This window comes from Pseudogulbenkiania ferrooxidans 2002 (assembly GCF_000174355.1).
Classification (GTDB): Bacteria; Pseudomonadota; Gammaproteobacteria; order Burkholderiales; family Chromobacteriaceae; genus Pseudogulbenkiania; species Pseudogulbenkiania ferrooxidans.
The window spans coordinates 38,247-57,928 of the sequence record NZ_ACIS01000001.1 but is presented as its reverse complement, the minus strand read 5'-3'; the positions used below and the strand labels follow the sequence as shown (position 1 = coordinate 57,928).

Below are 19,682 nucleotides of genomic sequence, written 5' to 3'. Positions count from 1 at the left end.
CTAGATCAGGTCGTAACTCTTCATTTTCTTGCGCAGCGTGTTGCGGTTGAGCCCCAGCAACTCCGCCGCGCGCGTCTGGTTGCCCTGGGTGTGCGACAGCACCACCTCGAGCAGGGGCCTCTCCACGCAGGCCAGCACCATGTCGTAGATGGCCGAGGGCACCTCGCCGTCGAGATCGCGGAAGTATTGCTCCATGGCCAGCCGTACCGACTGGGAAATGTGATCGTTGTTCTGCATGGTTGTTGTTCTGTCGTCAGTTGTCTGAGCGCGGTCTCAGCCCGCCAGGGCCAGGTCCGCGCCCCCCATGGCTTCCACGTACTCGAGGCGCTCGGAGGCGCCGGCCAGCCGGTCGAAGTAATCCGCCACCGCGGCGCGCTGCCCTGCGGTGTCTTCCAGGCGGTACATCGCCTGGCGGAACTCGTTGGAGCCGCGCAGGCCGCGCGTGTACCAGGCGATGTGCTTGCGCGCGATGCGGCAGCCGGAGTACTCGCCGTAAAAACCGTACAGCTCGTCCAGGTGCTCCAGCAGCAGCTGGCGGATTTCCGCCACCGTCGGCGCCGGCAGGGTTTCACCGGTTTCGAGGTAATGCTGGATCTCGCGGAAAATCCACGGCCGCCCCTGCGCGGCGCGGCCGATCATGATGGCGTCGGCGCCGGTGTAGTCGAGCACCTGGCGCGCCCGCTGCGGCGAGTCGATGTCGCCGTTGGCGATCAGCGGGATCGAAATCGCCTGCTTCACGGCGCGGATGGTGTCGTACTCCGCCGCGCCGTGGTACATGTCCTCGCGCGTGCGGCCGTGCAGCGCCAGCGCGGCGATGCCGCAGTCTTCGGCCAGGCGCGCCACCCTGAGCGCGGTCTTGTGTTCGCGGCTCCAGCCGGTACGGGTCTTCAAGGTCACCGGCACGTCCACCGCCTGCACCACGGCCTCGAGGATGCGCCCCACCAGCGCCTCGTCGCGCAACAGCGCGGAGCCGGCGGCGACGTTGCACACCTTCTTGGCCGGGCAGCCCATGTTGATGTCGATGATCTGCGCGCCCTGCTCGACGTTGAGGCGCGCCGCCGCCGCCATCTGCGCCGGATCGGCGCCGGCGATCTGCACCGAGATCGGCTCCACCTCGCCGTCGTGATTGGCGCGGCGCAAGGTCTTGGCGGTGGTCCACAAGGCCTTGTTGGAGGTGATCATCTCGGATACCGCCATCCCCGCCCCCAGTCGCTTGCACAGCATGCGGAACGGGCGGTCCGTCACCCCGGCCATGGGCGCGACGATGAGCCGGTTCTTCAGGGTGTACGGTCCGATGCGCATCTGTTTTATCAAGGATTTAGCGGCGAGAGGGCGGCATTGTAATGCTTTTTGCCCGGCGGGTAAAAAACATTTTGCCTACTTTTTGAGCAGGCTCGATAGCGGCGGAATAAGGGCGCGCGTGCGGCCGGCGTGCGCGCCCAAGCGGGTCGAGCGCTGCCGCCTCATGACATGGCGCGGGGAGGGGGACGGGGAGTCAGCCGGTAAGCCGGGTTCTGTCGTGGACAGTCATTCCTCTAGGCCGACCATTGCTGGCCGGCTCAAGCAACCTACCCGGGGACAACGCGAGCCACGTTAGCGCCCCCCTATTTGGTCTTGCTCCGGATGGGGTTTAGCCTGCCGTCGCGTGTTGCCACGGACGCGGTGCGCTCTTACCGCAGGCAGGTTTCCCCGCCCGTCCGGCCCGGCTTGCGCCTGACCGGTACACCTTTTCACCCTTGCCTGATCCCTGTTGCCAAGGCCATCGGCGGTTCAGCTCTCTGTTCCACTTTCCATCGCCTCGCGGCGTCCGGTCGTTAACCGGCATCCTGCTCTGCGGAGCCCGGACTTTCCTCCCCGTGCCTGAAGGCACGCGGCGACTGTCTGACTGACTCCCCGCGTTGCCATTTTACCTCAGAACCCGGCCAAGCCTGAGGGATATTTTCGCGGGCCGGCTTCATGAAGAAGGTATAATCCGTCACCCCCCCACCGGTTTTTCTTCATGCAGCTTACCCAGGAACGGCTGGCGCATTTGCAGCTGGCCGGCACACTGCTCATCATCTTCCTGCTCGCAGGCAGCCTGACCGGCTATTTCCTGTACAGCCAGGAGCAGGATTTCGCGCGCGCGCAGCAGCAACAGGAGCAGGAGGTTCTGAAGGACGTCGAGGCCGACCTGCGCGCCCACGGCGAGCAGGCGGCCGCGCTGCTGGAGTCGCTGCGCCATCAGACCGAAAGCACGCTGGAACGCCGCCTGCGCCAGCAGGTCGACCAGGCCTACACCCTCGCCGAGAGCCTCTGGCAACAGCAGCACGAGCGGCTGCCGCCCGACCAGCTGCGCGCCCTGATCCGCGAGACGCTGCGCCCGCTGCGCTTCTTCGACGGCCGCGGCTATATCTTCATCGACACCCTGGATGGACGCTGCGTGCTGCTGCCGACAGCGCCGGAACGGGAAGGCAGCTCGCTACTCGACAACCGCGACGACCAGGGCACCTACATCATGCAGAACCTGCTGCGCGTGGTGAACCGGCCGTCCGGCGCCGGGTTCACGCGCTATCGCTGGTTCGCGCCGGGCAGCACCGAGATGACCGACAAGATCGCCTACGCGCGGCGCTTCGAGCGCTTCGGCTGGCTGATCGGCGCCGGCGAATACATCGCCAGCGTGGACCAGGACATGCAACGACAGGGCCTGACCGTGCTGGGCGGCAGCGTGCGCGACCGCAACGACCAGCTGCTGATCCTCGACGCCGCCGGCCGGGTGCTGCTGTTCCCCGGCCAGCCGCAATGGCAGGGGCGCGACTACCGCCAGTTGCCCGCCGCCATCGCCCGTTCGCTGGCCCGCGTCCTGGAACACGGCCCGCGCACCGAGAGCACTTCGATCATGCTGCCGGGCACGGGCTCGGCCGAGCCGCAGAGCCAGCCGGCCTTCACCCTGCACCTGCCGGGCTGGGGCTGGACGCTGATCAGCACCGCCTCGCTGTCCGAGCGCATGCAGACCGAGCGCCTGAGCCGGCAGCAGTCGCTGCGGCGCGAGCTGGCCGGCAAGATCAGCGCCACCGGGCTGATCACGCTGCTGGCGTTGCTCAGCGCGGTGTTGTTCTCGTGGTGGCTGAACCGCTGGATCAAGGGGCTGATCGCACACTATCACCGCGATCTGGAGCACAGCCTGGAGGAACTGGGCGAGCGCTCGCGCGACCTGCAGCTGTCGCGCTTCATGACCGATCACGCCAGCGATGTGGTGCTGCTGCTCGACGAGGACGGCGCGCCGCGCTACCTCAACGCCGCCGCAGCCGCCTTGCTGGGGGACGACCCGGCCCAGCGCGGGCCACGCCTCGCCGCGCTGCTGCCGCCGTCGGACCAGCCGCTGCCGCTGACCTACGAAACCGTGCTGGACGACGTGCCGTTCGAAGTCAGCCTCACCAGCATGCAGTACCAGGACCACGCCTACCGTTCGCTGCGCGCGCGCGACATGAGCCGGCGCCAGCAGGCGGAGCAGCAGCAGCGGCTGGCCGCCAAGATCTTCGACACCAGCAGCCAGGCCATCGTGATCAGCGACGCCAGCAACCACATCGTCATGGTGAACCGCGCCTTCACCGACATCACCGGCTACTCGGCGCAGGAGGCGATCGGCCGGCAGCCGTCGCTGCTGTCGTCCGGGCGCCAGCCGCCCGCGTTCTACCAGAAGATGTGGCAGCAGCTGGCGCAGCGCGGCCACTGGGCCGGGGAAATCTGGAACCGGCGCAAGGACGGCACCATCTACCCGGAATGGCTGAGCATTTCGCTGCTGCGGGACGAGGCGGGACAGGTCAGCCACCACGTGGCGCTGTTCTCCGACATCAGCGAGCGCAAGGAGCAGGAAGCCCACATCCGCCACATGGCCGAGCACGACTTCCTCACCGACCTGCCCAACCGCGCGCTGATCCACGACCGGCTGGCGCAGGCCATCCGCGCCGCCGCGCGCCAGAAGAACCGGCTCGCCGTGCTGTTCCTCGACCTCGACCACTTCAAGAACATCAACGACACCTTGGGCCACGCCCACGGCGACGAGCTGCTCAAGCAGGTGGCGCAGCGCCTACAGCACACGGTGCGCGGCAGCGATACCGTGGGCCGCAACGGCGGCGACGAGTTCGTGCTGATCGTGCCCGAGCTGGCTTCTCCGGCCGAGGCGGCGCAACTGGCGCAGCGCCTGCTCGACGACCTGCGCCGGCCGTTCCAGATCGACGGTCAGGCGCTGGCGATCAGCACCAGCATCGGCATCAGCCTCTTCCCCGACAACGGCAGCGAGCTGCAGGAGCTGCTGGTCAGCGCCGACCTGGCGATGTACCACGCCAAGGCGCAGGGGCGGAATCGCTACCAGTTCTTCACCCCGGAGCTGAACGCCCAGGTGGCGGAGCGGCTGACGCTGGAAAACCACCTGCGCCAGGCCCTGGAGCGGCAACAGCTGTACCTGGTGTACCAGCCGCAGTTCGCCATCGACAACCGGCGCCTGGTCGGCTGCGAGGCGCTGCTGCGCTGGCAACACCCGGAGCAGGGGCTGATCTCGCCGGCACGCTTCATCCCGCTGGCGGAAGAGACCGGCCTGATCGTGGAGATCGGACGCTGGGTGCTGGACGAGGCCTGCCGCCAGGCCGCCGCCTGGCTCGCCGCCGGCACTCCACTGCGGGTGGCGGTGAACGTCTCGGCCCGGCAGCTGGGCCAGCCGGATCTGCTCGCCGAAGTCGAGGCGGCGCTGGCGCGCCACCGCCTGCCCAGCTGCTGGCTGGAGCTGGAAGTGACCGAGAGCACGCTGATGGAGGACGCAGAACAGGCGGTGCGCCACCTGCAGGCCTTCAAGGAACGCGGCATCCACCTGGCGGTGGACGATTTCGGCACCGGCTATTCCAGCCTGACCTACCTCAAGCGCTTCTCGCCCGACCTGATCAAGATCGACCGCGCCTTCGTGATGAACCTGCCCGACAACCGCGACGACGCCGCCATCGTCAGCGCCATCGTGCAGCTGGCCGAGGCGCTCGGCATGCAGACCCTGGCGGAAGGCGTGGAAAGCGAGGAACAGCTCGACTTCCTGGCCCAAGCCGGCTGCGACGTGGTGCAGGGCTACCTCACCGGGCGGCCGCAAAGCGCTGGCGAGCTGACGGCGCAGCTGGCCGGGGCAAACTCAGTCGAAGCGTAGCGTATAGCGCGTTTCCAGCGAGGCGGTGGTGCCGGCGCGCAGCACCAGCGACCAGCCCTTGGACAACTGGTAGGACATCTTGAGCGCCTGGCTGGCGCTGGCGATGCCGTACTCGTAGCCGAGGTAGAGAGTGCGCGTCAGCTGCCGCCCCACCGTCACCACCTGCTCCGCCGGGCTCACCGTGCCGTCGGCCAGGGTCTTGCCTTGCTGGTTGACCAGGCCGAGGTCGTCGAACAGGCCGATGCGGTCGTTGATGGTGCCGGCCAGCAACGCCCCGGCGGCGGCGGCCAGCGAGGCGTCGTCGCTGCCGCCCACCGAGGCGCGCCCGAGCACCAGCCAGGACAGCTTGTCGCGTTCCGACAGCGCCTCGTCGGCGATCAGGCGCACGCTCGGCGCGGCGACGCTGCCGCCCACTTCCACCCCGGCCCCGACCGGCGACAGGCGGCGCTTGGCGCGCACGTTGAGCGCCGGGTTGTCGAGCGAACCGGTGAAGGTGATGGTGCCGTATTCGATGTCGAGGTCCTGGCCGTAGGCCTTGTAACGCCCCTTCACCACGCGCACCTGGCCACGCGCCGCCGGCGCCTCGCCGGGCGCGGCGCTGACGTGCACCACCCCGCTCAATTCCACGTCCAGCCCCTGCCCGGTGAAGCGGAACCGTTCGCCCAGGTCGAGGTCGAGGCGCACCGTCACCGGCAGCGTGGCCAGCGCCGACGGCGGCGGCGCCTCGCGTCCGACCACATGCACGTCGTCGGACAGCTGCGGCGTGCCCTGCTTGGGCAACTCCACCCGCCCCTGGTCGGCGCGCAGGCGTCCCGTCAGCGTGAGCTTGTTGTCGACGAACAGGATGTCGCTGTCGCCGGAGACCACCAGCCGGCGATTGGGACGGTCGAACACGCTGAAGCGCTTCAGGCTCAGCCGCACCGTGGCGTCGGGACCGCGGTCCTTGAGATCGAGTGCGCCGCTCGCCAGCGCCTCGCCCTCGCCGCTGGCGAAACGCAGCCGGTCAAGCAGCAGGCGGCGCCCGTCCAGGCGCGCCTCCAGCACGCCTTCGGCCAACCTCAGCCCGGTCTTGCGGTCGGCGAACAGCAGCCCCTTGCCGTCGAGGCGGCCGTAGGCCAGCGGCGCGGCGAGCGGACCGCTCAGGGTGACGTTGGCGGCCAGCTGCCCGCCCAGCTCCAGGCCCGGCCCGGCCAGCCCGGCCAGCGCCTTCAGCGCCGGTACCTCGAGCCGCAAGCTGGCGGCGAGCGGGGTGCGGCCGTCGATGCCGCCCGCCAACGGCAGCGCGCCGTTGCCGCTGGCGTTGAGGTAGCGGCTTTGCAGTTGCAGCTCGAGCTGGGCGCGGTTGGCGTCGAGGCGCAGCCCGACCCGGCTGGTGCCGAGCTCCAGCGCCAGCGGGCGGCCGTTGCTGCCGGGCAGCCAGACGTCGCCGCCGACGCGTTGCAGGTTGAGCTGGCCCTGCGGCACACCGCGCCCGGACAACGCCCAGTCGCCGGACACCACCAGCGTCTGCTGCACCGGCAGCGCCAGCAGCGGCGCCAGCTCGGCGAGGCGGAGGCCGGCCGCCCGGCCGCGCGTGTTCAACAGGCCGCTGGCATCGCGGCGCAGTTGCTGCAGTTCGACCTGCCCCCCCAGCATGGCCAGCCGTGCCGCGCCCAGCTCCAGCCGCTGCGGCCCCACGCTCAAGCTGGCCGGGGCGAGCAGCGTCAGGCCGGGCTGGCCGGCCAGCTGCAGCGTCTGCAGCGTGCCCTGCCATTGCGTGGAGCCCGCCGCCAGGCCGCCGTTGGCGCGCAGCGCCAGGGCATAGGGGCGCTGCTTGAGGGTGAGCCGGCCATCCAGCTCGATACGGTGGCGGTTGCGCTGGCCGACGGCGTTGAGGCGCAGCGTGCTGGCGCCGAACTCGCCCAGCCGCAGCTGCTGGGCGGCGAGCTGCACGCGGAACGGGCTGGCGGTGTCGGCCTGCAGTTCGCCCGCCAGCGTCAGCGCCTCGACGCCGACACCGCCCGGCAGCGCCAGCCGTTCCGCCTTGAGGTTGGCCGACAGCAGCGGCAATTTGGGCGTGCCGGCGAGATCGAGCTGGCCGCCGATACGGCCGGTGAAACCCGGCCCCAGCAGGCGCAGGTTGGGGGCGTCGATCAGCAGCTTCAGCCGGTCGCCCGCCGCGCCGTAGGCGCCGGCGGCCTGCAGGCGGTTGTCCGCCAGGCGCAGGTCGGCGTCGAGACGCTTGAGCCGGCCCGGCTGCAGGTCCAGCTCGGCACGGCCGGTCAGCGGCGCGCCGGAAAGCCGGCTCGGGGCGAACTGCAGCCGCAGCGTGGCGGCGAGCGGGGCCGCCAGCTGCCCGCGCGCCGTCAGCCGGGCGTTGAGGTCGCCCACCGGCGCCCCCTTGAGGAAGCGCGCCGGGTCGGCCTTTTCCAGCGCCCCGGACAGTTCGAAGCGGCGTGCCTGCTGCAGCTCGACGCGGCCACTCAGCGCCAGCCGACCGCCGCCGGCGGTAAGTTGCAGGCGCTCCAGCCGCAGCGCCTGGGCCGCCCCCGGTTCCCGCGCCAGGCGCGCCTCCAGCGCCAGCTGCCGGCTCTGCAGCGCCGCGCTCAGCGTCGGCTTCGCCGGGGTCCCGTCCAGGGTCAGCGTGCCGCCCACGGTCTGGTCCGGCGCGCTGGCGTGCAGGGCGCGCAGCGCCACATCCTGCAGCCGCGCCGTGAGCGCCAGCGCCTGCGCGTCGAGGGTCCCGTTCAGCGCCACCCGGCCGCCGCCGGCCAGCTGCGCCTGCAGCGCGTTCAGCGTCAGGCGTTGGCCGCGGACGCGGAACTCGCCGGCGAGGAAGGCCAGCGGCAGTTGCCCGGCAGACAGCGCGCCGGCCTCGCTGTTGATCAGCGACAGTCCGCCCGCCACCGTGGCGCCGGCGGCCGGCTCGGCGTACACCGCGAAGTTGAGCCGCGCCTTGGGCCAGGATGGCTGCAGCGCCTGGGGATTGACGCCGCCGACGCGCACGTCGAGGCGGCGGAAACGGTTCAGCGCCGACGCGGCGAACGGGTCGAAGCGTCCGGACACCTCCGCCAGCAGCCCGCGTCCGGCAACGGTGCCGCGTGCCTGCAGATCGGCCAGGCTGCCCGCCAGGGCGAGGTCGGCCTTGATCGCCACCTGCTCCAGCGTGCCGCGCGCCGAGAGCGTGCCGGAGAGCGCGAACGGACGGGCATCGGCCAGCGTCAACGCCGCGCCGCCGCCGCCCCACGGCGAGTTCAGCCGCGCCAGTTGCACCTGGTGCCGCCCGCCCTGGTAACGGTAGGCGCCGGCGACGTCGTACAGGCGCACGTCGCCCGGCAGCAGCGTCAGGCTGGCGAGCGCGAAGCGGTCCAGCTCCACCGTCAGCGGCAGGGCCAGCGACGCCGGCAGTTGCGGCGGCGCGGCAGGCGCGGCGGCGGCCAGGCTGGTCAGCCGCACGTGCCCCAGTTCCAGCCGCGTCAGGTGCAGCGTGCCCCGCCACAGCGCCGAGGGCTGCCAGTCGAGGCGCAGCCGCTCCACCTCGAGCCGCTGCGCCGGGTCCTGCCAGCGCAAGCGCTGCAGCTCGAAGCCCTGCCATAGCGTACCGCGCACCGCGCCCACGCCGAGCCGGCCATGGCTGAGCTCGGCGGCCGTGCGCCAGGCCCAGGCGAAACCCTGCCCGCTGGCGGTGACCCAGCCGGCGAACGCCGCCAGCGCCAGCAGCAGCGCCAACGCGCCGGCCGCCAGCCAGCGCAGCGGCCGCCAGCCACGGTGCGGCGGCGGGTTGGCCGAAGCCGGAGTGTCGTCAGGAGAATCGGGATGCGCTTGCGTCATGGCGTGCTATCAGAAGGCCAGCCCCAGGCTCAGGTACCAGCGGATGCCGCCATCTTGCTGCGCCTTGGCGATATCCAGCGCCAGCGGCGCCACCGGGCTCATCCAGCGTAGGCCGACGCCGTTGCTGTGCTGCAGCGAAAAATCCTGCCAGCGGTCGGCGGCGTTGCCGGCGTCGTGGAACAGCGCCACGGACCAGTCGCGACTGACCGGGATCTGATATTCCAGGCTGCCCACCGCCATCACCCGCCCGCCCAGCACCGAGCCGTCCGGACCGGGCAGGCCCAGGGCGAGGTAATCGTAGCCGCGCACGCTGGTGGCGCCGCCGGTGCGGAACAGGCGCGAGGTCGGCACGCGCTCGGGGTTGTTGCTGAACACCTCGCCCAGCTCCAGCCGGCTGATCAGCGTGCCCCACTCCTTGCGCGGGGTCCAGTAATGCACCAGCTTGCCGTAGCCGCGCACGAAGGCGGCGCTCGACAGCGTATCGCCCAGCGTGGAGGAGAGCTGCAGGTCGATCAGCGTGCCGGCGCGTGGACGGCGCACGTCGTCGAGCTGGCGCCGCGTCCAGCCGTAGCTCACCAGCAGCGCCTTGTTGTCGCGGTTCAGCACGTCGGCCACGCTTTCCTGCTCCAGCAGGTACTCCAGGCCGATGCGCGATTCGATCGCGCCGTTGCTGCGGATGCGCCACAGCCCGCCCTCCAGCGCGTCGGTCTTCAGCCCCTGCACGTCGCTGTGCTTGAAGGCGGCGTTGACGCTGTGCGAGTAGCCGTCGGACTGGCGCGGAAAGCTCAGGCCGAACTTGAGCGCCTGCTCGCTGGGCTTGTGCTCCAGCAGCACCGAGCCGATGTAGCCGCGCTGGAACAGGTTGTAGTGGTCGTAGCCGATGCGCGCGCCGAGTCCCTCGTCGGCCTCGTAGGTCAGGCCCAGCGTCAGCTTCTGGCGCGGCAGCTCCTCAACCGCCACGTCCACCGGCACGCGGCCGTCGGCGACACGGCTCATGTCGGTGCTCACCACCACGCTGGAAAAGTACGGCGACTGCTCCAGCGCCGACTGGTAATCGAGCAGTCCCTGCAGGGTGTACGGGGTGCCGGGGCGGAAACGCGCCATGCCGGTGACCACGTCCTCGGGGTAGCGCTTGAGGCCGCTCACGGCAATGGCGCCGAACGCTACCGGCTCACCGCTGTCGAGCTCCACCGTGAGGGTGGCGCGGTGCGTCGCCGGATCGACGTCGGCACGGCTGGTGGCGATCCTGGCCAGCGGGTAGCCGTCGACCTGCAACTGGCGCAACAGCACGCGCTTGCCGCTGTCCCACTCGGCCTGGCGGAAGCGCGCCGCGGTCGGCAGCGGCCACAGCTCGAGCGCACGCGCCAGCCGCCGCGGGTAGTCTTCGGCCAACCTCACCGGCCCGGCGAGACGCAGCGTGACGTCGTCGATCAGCACCGGCTCGCCCGGTTCCACCACCAGGCGGTAGCGGCGCGGCGTGTGGCTGTCCTCGTCGAGACGCACCTTGGCGGAGAAGTAGCCCTCGGTCTCCAGCAAGGCCTGCGCCTGCCCCGGCGCCTCGCGCCGCAGCGTCTCGAGCTGCGCCTCGTCCATCTCCGGCTCGTTCTCGCCGGCCACGAAATCGAGGTGCTCGCGCAGCAAGACCGCAATCTCGTCCGGCGCGTCGATCGCCACGCTGTAGGGCAGCGCCGCCCAGGCCGGCGCGGCGCCAGCGAGCACGGCGGCCAGCAGCATGGCGTGCGCCAGCGCGGCCAGACGGAGGGGGTGGGGGAACGTCATGAGCCTCATGGTAAAGAAAGCCCGCACAAGGGGCGAGCCCCGGCGGCGCGTCGATGGCGGGAGACCCTGCTCCAGGTCAAGGAATAACACGAAACAGGATGCGAAAATGGCGACACCGCCCCAACGGCGGCCGCCCCTTCAGTGTAGGTAGCTCATCATGGCAAAAAAGTTTCCCTTGCATCCCGCGCACCCCGAGCGCATCTGCTGGGGCTGCGACAAGTATTGCTCGGTCGACGAGTTGCGCTGCGGCAACGGCTCCGATCGCACCCAGCACCCGATCGAACTGTTCGGCCCCGGCTGGGCCGAACCGGAGAGCGACAGCAACGACTTCACGGCGACCACGCCGCCCGCCGCGCCCTAGCCCGGTCATCCAAGGCTTCTCCGCCGCATGGCGGCGCTGGCCGTGGCCGGCAACACCGCCTGGCCGCGCACAAAGACACGTAGGGACCAAGGCCGGCACACCGCAGGTCATGCCAGCTCCGCCGCACCGTCGCCCCCTCTTGGCGTTCGCCACCAGCGCCCTGCTGGCGGTCGCACCCGCGGGCCCTCTCCCGGCACGCCGTCGCCCCCGGCGGATTCTGGCCAACGGCACACGCCACCAACACAAAGGCGCTGTCGGCGTGACCTGTTGCGTCTTCCGTAGCGCCCTCGCTTTCAGGCTATCTGCCGAAAGCCTGGAGCGGCGTGGGTTTGCCGTGCACGCCGAGCGATTCTCAACACCTCATTCCGGCAGGACCAAAACAAAAGCGGCGGGATGGCCCGCCGCTTTGTCTTTTGCTGCCGCTGCGCTTACTTCTTGCGCTGCGGCGGTAGGTCGGTACACGTGCCGTGCGCCACTTCGGCGGCCATGCCGATGCTCTCGCCCAGGGTGGGGTGAGCGTGAATGGTCTTGCCGATGTCGGTGGCGTCGCAGCCCATTTCGATCGCCAGGCAGATCTCACCCAGCATGTCGCCGGCGTGGGTGCCGACGATGGCGCCGCCGATCACCTGATGCGTCTCGGCGTCGAAGATCAGCTTGGTGAAGCCTTCGTCACGGCCGTTGGCGATGGCGCGGCCGGAGGCGGCCCACGGGAATACCGACTTCTCGATCTTGATGCCGTCGCGCTTGGCGATTTCCTCGGTCACCCCGACCCAGGCCACTTCCGGATCGGTGTAGGCCACGCCCGGAATCACGCGGGCGTCGAAGTAGGACTTGCCGCCGGCGCAGTTTTCCGCCGCCACGTGCGCCTCGTGCACCGCCTTGTGCGCCAGCATCGGCTGGCCGACGATGTCGCCGATGGCGTAGATGTGCGGCACGTTGGTGCGCTGCTGCTTGTCGACCTCGATGAAGCCGCGGTCGGTCACGGCGACACCGGCGTTCTCGGCCGCGATCAGCTTGCCGTTCGGCGCACGGCCGGCGGCCACCAGCACCAGGTCGTAACGCTGCGGCTCGGCCGGGGCCTTGGCGCCTTCAAACGTCACGTAGATGCCGTCTTCCTTGGCCTCGACCGCCACGGTCTTGGTGCTGGTCATGATGTTGTCGAAGCGGTGGGCGTTCATCTTCTCCCACACCTTGACCAGGTCGCGGTCGGCGCCCTGCATCAGGCCGTCCAGCATTTCCACCACGTCCAGGCGCGCGCCCAGCGTGGAGTACACCGTGCCCATTTCCAGGCCGATGATGCCGCCGCCGATGATCAGCATCTTCTTCGGCACGGCCTTCAGTTCCAGCGCGCCGGTGGAATCGACGATGCGCGGGTCCTGCGGGATGAACGGCAGGTTCACCACGCGGCTGCCGGCGGCGATGATGGCGTTCTTGAACTTGATGGTCTGCTTGGCACCGGTCTTGGCCTGGCCCGCGCCTTCGGTGGTATCCACCTGCAGGTGATGCGGGTCGAGGAAGCTGCCGACGCCGCGCACCACTTGCACCTTGCGCGCCTTGGCCATGCCGGCGAGGCCGCCGGTGAGCTTGCCGATGACCTTTTCCTTGTAGCCGCGCAGCATGTCGATGTCGATTTCCGGCTCGGCGAACTTGATGCCGTTGGCCGCCAGGTGCTTCACTTCATCGATCACCGCCGCGTTGTGCAGCAAGGCTTTCGATGGGATGCAGCCGACGTTGAGGCAGACGCCACCCAGGGTGGCGTAGCGCTCCACCAGCACCACGTTGAGGCCGAGGTCGGCGGCGCGGAAGGCGGCGGAGTAGCCCCCCGGGCCGGCGCCCAGCACCAGCACGTCGCATTCGATGTCGGCACCGCCGGCGTGGCTGGCAGCCTGCGGCGCGGCGACCGGTGCGGCAGCTTGCGGCGCGGCAGCGGCCGGAGCCGGTGCGGCCTTCGGCGCTTCGGCCGCGGCGCCCACCGCCTCGACGATAGCGATCACGTCGCCTTCGCTGATCTTGCCACCGACGGCGACCTTCAGCTCGACGATCTTGCCGGCGTGGCTGGCCGGCACTTCCATGGTGGCCTTGTCGGTTTCCAGCGTGATCAGCGAGTCTTCCACCGCGACCACGTCGCCGGCCTTGACGAACACCTCGATGATGTCCACGTTGCTGTGGCCGCCGATGTCCGGGACTTTCAGTTCGATCAGATTGCTCATGGAGTTTCTATCCCTAAGCGTGGAATGAGGAATGTGGGATGGGCCCGCCGGTGCGGCGTCCCATCGTCATGTGAACCAGGGAGCTGGCGAAGAAATCGTTGCGAGCCGCCCAGGGCGGGGTCGCGGGGCCCGGCCGTACAACGGTACGGCGGGCATCCGGGACGCGGCTTGGGCGGCGCGGTCGATTTATCCGCGAACTCAGAGGATCAGACGGCGCACGTCGGACAGCAGCTTGCCCAGGTGCACGGTGAAGCGCGCCGCGGCGGCGCCGTCGATCACGCGGTGATCGAACGACAGGCTCAGCGGGCACATCAGGCGCGGCGCGAAGTCCTTGCCGTTCCACACCGGCTTGATCTGGCTCTTGCAGACGCCGAGGATGGCCACTTCCGGCGCGTTGACGATCGGCGTGAAGCCGGTGCCGCCGATGCCGCCCAGGCTGGAGATGGTGAAGGTGGCGCCCTGCATGTCGGTCGGCTTGAGCTTGCCTTCGCGTGCCAGCAGCGACAGATCGGTCAGTTCCTTGGCGATCTGCTTGATGCCCTTCTGATCGACGTTCTTGATCACCGGGACCACCAGGCCGTTCGGCGTGTCGGCGGCAAAGCCGATGTGGTAGTACTGCTTGAGCACCAGGTTGTCGCCGTCGAGCGAGCTGTTGAAGGTCGGGAACGCCTTCAGCGCCTCGGCGGCGGCCTTGATGATGAAGGCCAGCGGGCTGATCTTCAGGCCGGACTTTTCCCATTCCTTGCCGATGGTCTTGCGGAAGTCTTCCAGCTCGGTGATATCGCACTCGTCGTTGAACGTCACGTGCGGGATCATCACCCAGTTGCGGGAGAGGTTGGCGCCGGAAATCTTCTGGATGCGGCTCAGCGGCTTGGTTTCGATCGGGCCGAACTTGGCGAAATCGACCTTCGGCCACGGCAGCAGGTCGAGACCCGTGCCACTGCCGCCAGCGGCCGGGGCGGCGGCCGGCGGGGCGCTCAGCACGCCCTTGACGAAGGCCTTGATGTCGGCCTCGACGATGCGGCCCTTGCGGCCGGAGCCCTGGACCTTGCCCAGGTCGACGCCCAGTTCGCGCGCGAAGCGGCGTGCCGACGGACCGGCGTGCGCCTTGCTGAAGGCGGCCTCGTCGATCTTGGCGCTGGCGGCCGGCGCCACGGCGGCGGGCGCGGCGGCAACCGGAGCCGGAGCGGCGGCCGGAGCGGGTGCGGCGGCAACCGGGGCGGCAGCGGCAGCCGGAGCCGCCGCCACGTTGGCCGAAGCCGCGCCTTCCACCACCACGATCAGGTCGCCCTGGCTGACCTTGTCGCCTACCTTGACCTTCACTTCCAGCACCTTGCCGGCGGTAGTGGCCGGCACTTCCATGGTGGCCTTGTCGGTTTCCAGCGTGATCAGCGAATCGTCGATGGCGATCACGTCGCCCGGCTTCACCGTCACCTCGATGACGTCGACGCCGGCGTGGCCGCCGATGTCCGGCACGGTGATCTCGACGCGGCCGGTGGCAGCCGGGGCCGCGGCGGGTGCGGCGGCAGGCGCCGGAGCTGTGGCCGGGGCTGCGACGGCAGCGGCGCCAGCGGCTTCCACCAGCGCGATCACGCTGCCTTCGCTGACCTTGTCGCCCACCTTGACCAGCACCTGCTTGACGACGCCGGCGGCGCTCGCCGGGACTTCCATGGTGGCCTTGTCGGTTTCCAGCGTGATCAGCGAGTCGTCCAGCGCCACGGTGGCGCCGGGCTGGATGAACAGTTCGATGACGTCGACGTTATCGTGACCGCCGATGTCGGGTACTTTCAATTCGATGAGATTGCTCATGGTTGCTTTCTCAAGTGCAGCGGGACGTCAGCACGACGCCCCGCGTCGATTCGGTACGCGGAGCAGGGGGAGGGCCGTGCCCTCCCCCGCATTCCCCCGGTTACACCTTCCAGGAAGGCTGCTTGTCGGCCTGCAGGCCGTACTTGGCGATCGCCTCGGCCACCTTGTCGGCGCCGATCTTGCCCTCGTCGGCCAGCGCCTTGAGCGCGGCGACGGCGACGTAGTAGCGGTTCACCTCGAAGAACTCGCGCAGCTTCTGGCGGCTGTCCGAGCGGCCGAAGCCGTCGGTGCCGAGCACCACGTAGCGGCCCGGCACGTATTCGCGCACCTGGTCGGCGTAGTTGCGGATGTAGTCGGTGGCGGCGATGGTCGGGCCGTCGAAACCTTCCAGCACTTCGGTCACGTACGGCTTCTTGGCCGCTTCGGTCGGGTGCAGCAGGTTCCAGCGGGCGGCTTCCATGCCCTCGCGGCGCAGCTGGTTGAACGAGGTGGCGCTGAAGATGTCGGAGCCGATGCCGAAATCGTTGGCCAACAGGTCGGCCGCAGCGATCACTTCGTTGAAGATGGTGCCCGAGCCCATCAGCTTGACGCGCAGCGCGCCGTCGCCGACCGACTTGAACTTGTACAGGCCCTTCAGGATGCCCGCTTCGGCGCCGGCCGGCATGTCCGGATGCGCGTAGTTCTCGTTCATCACCGTCAGGTAATAGAACACGTCCTGCTGCTCGACGTACATGCGGCGCATGCCGTCCTGCACGATCACCGCCACTTCGTAGGCGAAGGTCGGGTCGTAGGTCACACAGTTCGGGATCAGGCCGGCCTGGATGTGGCTGTGGCCGTCTTCGTGCTGCAAGCCCTCGCCGTTCAGCGTGGTGCGTCCGGCGGTACCGCCCAAGAGGAAGCCACGGGCGCGCAGGTCACCGGCGGCCCAGGCCAGGTCGCCGACGCGCTGGAAGCCGAACATCGAGTAGTAGATGTAGAACGGGATCATCGGCACGCCGTGGTTGGCGTACGAGGTGGCGGCGGCGATCCAGGAGCTCATCGCGCCCGGCTCGTTGATGCCTTCCTGCAGGATCTGGCCTTCCTTCGATTCCTTGTAGAACATCAGCTGGTCGTGGTCCTGCGGCACGTAGTTCTGGCCCCAGGTGTTCCAGATGCCGAGCTGGCGGAACATGCCTTCCATACCGAAGGTACGCGATTCGTCCGGCACGATCGGCACGATGTGCTTGCCGATCTGCTTGTCCTTGACCAGGGTGCCCAGCATGCGCACGAAGGCCATGGTGGTGGAGAACTCGCGGCCGCCGGAGTCCTTCAGCAGCGCGTCGAAGGCGGACAGTTCCGGAATCGCCATCGGCTCCTTCACCGGATTACGCGCCGGCAGGTAGCCGCCCAGCGCCTTGCGGCGGGCGTGCAGGTACTGCATTTCCGGGCTGTCGTCGGCCGGCTTGTAGAACGGCACGCTTTCCAGCTGTTCGTCGCTGAGCGGGATGCCGTAGATGTCGCGGAAGCGGCGGATGGAGTCCATGTCCATCTTCTTGGTCTGGTGCGCGGTGTTCTGCGCCTCGCCGGAGTGCCCCATGCCCTCGCCCTTGATGGTCTTGGCGAGGATCACGGTCGGCTTGCCGTTGGCGTTGTTGCAGGCGTCGTGGTAGGCGGCGTACACCTTGCGCGGATCGTGGCCGCCACGGTTCAGCGCCCAGACCTCGTCGTCGGTCATGTCGGCGACCAGCTCCAGCAGTTCCGGGTACTTGCCGAAGAAGTACTGGCGCACGTAGGCGCCGTCCTTCGACTTGAAGGTCTGGTAGTCGCCGTCCACGCATTCCATCATGCGTTTCTTCAACAGGCCGGTCTTGTCCTTGGCCAGCAGGGCGTCCCACTTGGAACCCCAGATCACCTTGATCACGTTCCAGCCGGCACCCTGGAATTCGCCTTCCAGTTCCTGGATGATCTTGCCGTTGCCGCGCACCGGGCCGTCCAGACGCTGCAGGTTGCAGTTGATCACGAACACCAGGTTGTCGAGGCCTTCACGCGCGGCCACGCCCATGGCGCCCAGCGATTCCGGCTCGTCCATTTCGCCGTCGCCGCAGAACACCCAGATCTTGCGGTTCTTGGTGTTGGCCAGACCGCGGTCGTCCAGGTACTTCATGAAGCGCGCCTGGTAGATGGCCATCAGCGGACCCAGGCCCATCGACACGGTCGGGAACTGCCAGAAGTTCGGCATCAGCCACGGGTGCGGATAGGAAGACAGGCCATGGCCGTCGACTTCCTGGCGGAAGTTGAGCATCTGGTCTTCGGACAGGCGGCCTTCCAGGAAGGCGCGCGAGTAGATGCCGGGCGCGGAGTGGCCCTGCACGTACACCAAGTCGCCGCCGTGACCGTCGCTCGGGGCGTGCCAGAAATGGTTGAAGCCGGTTTCGTACAGCGTGGAGGCGGACTGGAACGAGGCGATGTGGCCGCCCAGGCCCATGTCGTTGCCCTTGTTGGCCTTGACCACGGTGGCCAGCGCGTTCCAGCGCACGATATTGCGCAGGCGCTCTTCCACGGCCGGGTCGCCGGCGAGCGGCGCCTGGCGGTCAAGGGATACGGTATTCACGTAAGGGGTGGTGGACCCCAGCGTCAGATCGACGCCACCGTCGCGGGAGCGTTCGACCAGATGCTCAAGCAGGTACTGGGCACGTTCGATACCTTCGTTTTCGAGTACCGATTGCAGTGCATCCAGCCACTCTTTCGTCTCCAACGGATCGATATCGTCAGGGAAGGTTGCAGCCATCTCTCATCCTCACATCTGGTTTTCTGGGTACCGGTCGGGACCGATCCCGCTGTGTCGTCACACGGCTCAGGAATGAATCGACTTCGCCGGGGTTGGTTTGAAAATGAACATTAACAGAATCGAAATTTTCATTTTCGAACAGTTTGTTCATCAGATTCGCAGTGTAAAGCTTGCCCTGTTCGGAAAGGAATAGGCAATCAGTGATTTCCTGCAAATTATGCGGATCGAGTTGAATTGCTGCGATGCACGATGTTGTTTTTTTGCGATTCCGGGCCGGCGGACGGCCGCGGCTGGCTCAACTGCGCGCCTGGCGGCGTTCTTCCTTGAGCCGGTTCTGCAGTTCGCGGATGCGCGCCTCGATCGAGGAACGCAGGTAGAAATCGTCGCCCGGGGCCTGGCTGGCGTACTGGAATTGCTCCAGCGCCGCCTCGTAGCGCTGCTCGTAATAGAACGCCTGACCCAAGGCGGCGTGGTAGCGCAGCTTGTCCCGGTCGGCGTAGACGGCGGCCTGGCGCCGGTACAGCGCGGGTTCGGAGGGATAGCGGTTGAGTTCGCCGCGCAGCCGTGTCAGTGCAACCTCGCGCTGGCCGCTGTCGAGCAGGGTGTCGATCTCGCCGTAGCGCAGCGGGCCGTAGCCGGGGAAGGCCGCCAGGCCGCGCCGGTAGGCGTCCAGCGCCGCCGTCCAGTTGCGCTCGGCGCGCTCGATGGCGGCCTCCTGGCCGAACAGCAGCGGGCTGGCCGGCAGGCGCCGGCGCGCCTCGGCCAGTGCCTCGCGCGCCGGACCGGGCTGGGAGGCGGCGAGCCGCGCCAGCGACAGGCCGTACCACTGCGCGCCCTCGCTGAGGAACTGGCGGCTCTTCAGCCTGGCCTGGTAGTAGCGTAGCGCCTCTTCGCGCCCCAGCGTCGCCAGCCGCAGCTTCTCCCGCACCAGCAGGTAGGCGGTGCTGTCGGCGTGCATCCTGAGCGGAAAGGCCAGCGCGCGGTCCTGCGCTTCGCTGATGCGCTCGCCGGTGACCGGGTGCGAGCGCAGGAAGGCCAGCGCGTTGTTGTCGTTGAAGCGGTTGCTCTGCTGCATGCGCTGGAAGAAAGACGGCATGGCGCGCGCGTCGAAGCCGGCGGCGGCGAGGTACTGCATGCCGAGGCGGTCGGCCTCGCGTTCGAAATCGCGCGTGTAGGCGAGCTCGCTCGACACCGACAGGCCGATGCCGGCGTTGATGGCGCCGAAGGCGGCGTCGGAGTTGCCGGCGCGCGAGGCCAGCGCCCCGGCCAACAGCGCCGCCAGCAGCCACAGCTGGTTGGGCGCACTGGCGGCCTTGAGGCGCGCCAGGTGGTGCTGGCTGGCGTGGGCGATCTCGTGCGCCAGCACCGAGGCCAGCTCGGCCTCGCTCTGCGTCGTCAGCACCAGCCCGGAGTGCACACCGATGTAGCCGCCGGGCATGGCGAAGGCGTTGATGCTGCGGTCGTTGACGGCGAAGAACGAGAAGTTCAAATCCGGCGCCTGCGCCGCCTGGGCCAGGCGCCCGCCCAGTTCCTGCAGGTAGGCGGAGACGTCGGCGTCGTCCAGGGTTTCGCCGGATTCGCGCAGGCGGTTCATCACGTCGCGCCCGACCGCCGCTTCCTGGCTCGGGCTGAACGAGGCGGACGAGGCGTCGCCCAGCTCGGGCAGGTCGATCTGGGCAGAGACGGTGCCGGACAGGGCCAGGGCCAGGGCGGCGGCGGTGAGGACGGTTTTCATGTCCAGCCTATGATACCCATCGCCGGCGCAAAGTTGCAGCCGGCGTG

Annotated in this window: 10 protein-coding genes and 1 other RNA gene; 2 read left to right on the top strand and 9 right to left on the bottom strand. The window is 68.9% G+C overall.

What is annotated here, in order from left to right; genetic code table 11:
- The 3 genes from FURADRAFT_RS00285 to rnpB form a co-directional block, all read right to left on the bottom strand.
- The gene (locus tag FURADRAFT_RS00285) at window positions 1-237 is read right to left on the bottom strand and encodes a helix-turn-helix domain-containing protein (protein ID WP_008952077.1); all 237 of its coding nucleotides are present in this window, start codon (window positions 235-237) and stop codon (window positions 1-3) included.
- A 36-nt stretch (window positions 238-273) separates the two neighbouring features.
- On the bottom strand, window positions 274-1,302 hold the full coding sequence (gene dusB, locus FURADRAFT_RS00280) for a tRNA dihydrouridine synthase DusB (protein WP_008952076.1): 1,029 nt from the start codon (window positions 1,300-1,302) through the stop codon (window positions 274-276).
- Window positions 1,303-1,487: 185 nt separating this feature from the next.
- Window positions 1,488-1,893: RNase P RNA component class A (gene rnpB, locus FURADRAFT_RS19865), an RNA gene on the bottom strand.
- A 106-nt stretch (window positions 1,894-1,999) separates the two neighbouring features.
- On the opposite strand from rnpB, the gene FURADRAFT_RS00275 reads away from it, so the two are divergent.
- Window positions 2,000-5,164: a bifunctional diguanylate cyclase/phosphodiesterase gene (locus tag FURADRAFT_RS00275; protein WP_008952075.1), complete on the top strand. Its 3,165-nt coding sequence runs from the start codon at window positions 2,000-2,002 to the stop codon at window positions 5,162-5,164.
- Here the strand turns inward: FURADRAFT_RS00275 and FURADRAFT_RS00270 are convergent.
- Entirely contained in the window at window positions 5,150-8,974 is a 3,825-nt protein-coding gene (locus FURADRAFT_RS00270; protein WP_008952074.1) for a translocation/assembly module TamB domain-containing protein, read from the bottom strand. The genes FURADRAFT_RS00275 and FURADRAFT_RS00270 overlap by 15 nt on opposite strands.
- 9 nt (window positions 8,975-8,983) lie before the next feature.
- Window positions 8,984-10,753, bottom strand: coding sequence for an autotransporter assembly complex protein TamA (locus FURADRAFT_RS00265; protein ID WP_008952073.1), 1,770 nt, complete (start codon window positions 10,751-10,753; stop codon window positions 8,984-8,986).
- A 157-nt stretch (window positions 10,754-10,910) separates the two neighbouring features.
- On the opposite strand from FURADRAFT_RS00265, the gene FURADRAFT_RS00260 reads away from it, so the two are divergent.
- The gene (locus FURADRAFT_RS00260; protein ID WP_008952072.1) at window positions 10,911-11,114 is read left to right on the top strand and encodes a DUF3079 domain-containing protein; all 204 of its coding nucleotides are present in this window, start codon (window positions 10,911-10,913) and stop codon (window positions 11,112-11,114) included.
- Window positions 11,115-11,542: 428 nt separating this feature from the next.
- On the opposite strand, the gene lpdA is transcribed toward FURADRAFT_RS00260, so the two are convergent.
- The 4 genes from lpdA to FURADRAFT_RS00240 form a co-directional block, all read right to left on the bottom strand.
- Window positions 11,543-13,324 carry a dihydrolipoyl dehydrogenase gene (gene lpdA, locus FURADRAFT_RS00255; RefSeq protein ID WP_008952071.1) on the bottom strand — a complete coding sequence of 594 codons (1,782 nt, stop codon included), beginning with the start codon at window positions 13,322-13,324 and terminating at the stop codon, window positions 11,543-11,545.
- 198 nt (window positions 13,325-13,522) lie between these two features.
- The gene (aceF, locus tag FURADRAFT_RS00250; RefSeq protein WP_008952070.1) at window positions 13,523-15,133 is read right to left on the bottom strand and encodes a dihydrolipoyllysine-residue acetyltransferase; all 1,611 of its coding nucleotides are present in this window, start codon (window positions 15,131-15,133) and stop codon (window positions 13,523-13,525) included.
- Window positions 15,134-15,233: 100 nt separating this feature from the next.
- Complete coding sequence (gene aceE, locus FURADRAFT_RS00245; RefSeq protein ID WP_008952069.1) at window positions 15,234-17,900, bottom strand: pyruvate dehydrogenase (acetyl-transferring), homodimeric type; 2,667 nt, start codon at window positions 17,898-17,900, stop codon at window positions 15,234-15,236.
- 295 nt (window positions 17,901-18,195) lie between these two features.
- A complete protein-coding gene (locus FURADRAFT_RS00240; protein ID WP_008952068.1) occupies window positions 18,196-19,635 on the bottom strand; it encodes a M48 family metalloprotease in 1,440 nt (479 codons plus the stop codon).
- Window positions 19,636-19,682: the final 47 nt, after the last annotated feature.

Coding starts and splice junctions, on each gene's coding strand:
- FURADRAFT_RS00270 (WP_008952074.1), bottom strand. CDS start 8,974: ATGACGCAAGCGCATCCCGATTCTCCTGACGACACTCCGGCTTCGGCC.
- aceF (WP_008952070.1), bottom strand. CDS start 15,133: ATGAGCAATCTCATCGAATTGAAAGTACCCGACATCGGCGGTCACGAT.
- FURADRAFT_RS00275 (WP_008952075.1), top strand. CDS start 2,000: ATGCAGCTTACCCAGGAACGGCTGGCGCATTTGCAGCTGGCCGGCACA.
- FURADRAFT_RS00240 (WP_008952068.1), bottom strand. CDS start 19,635: ATGAAAACCGTCCTCACCGCCGCCGCCCTGGCCCTGGCCCTGTCCGGC.
- aceE (WP_008952069.1), bottom strand. CDS start 17,900: ATGGCTGCAACCTTCCCTGACGATATCGATCCGTTGGAGACGAAAGAG.
- lpdA (WP_008952071.1), bottom strand. CDS start 13,324: ATGAGCAATCTGATCGAACTGAAAGTCCCGGACATCGGCGGCCACAGC.
- FURADRAFT_RS00265 (WP_008952073.1), bottom strand. CDS start 10,753: ATGACGTTCCCCCACCCCCTCCGTCTGGCCGCGCTGGCGCACGCCATG.
- FURADRAFT_RS00285 (WP_008952077.1), bottom strand. CDS start 237: ATGCAGAACAACGATCACATTTCCCAGTCGGTACGGCTGGCCATGGAG.
- dusB (WP_008952076.1), bottom strand. CDS start 1,302: ATGCGCATCGGACCGTACACCCTGAAGAACCGGCTCATCGTCGCGCCC.
- FURADRAFT_RS00260 (WP_008952072.1), top strand. CDS start 10,911: ATGGCAAAAAAGTTTCCCTTGCATCCCGCGCACCCCGAGCGCATCTGC.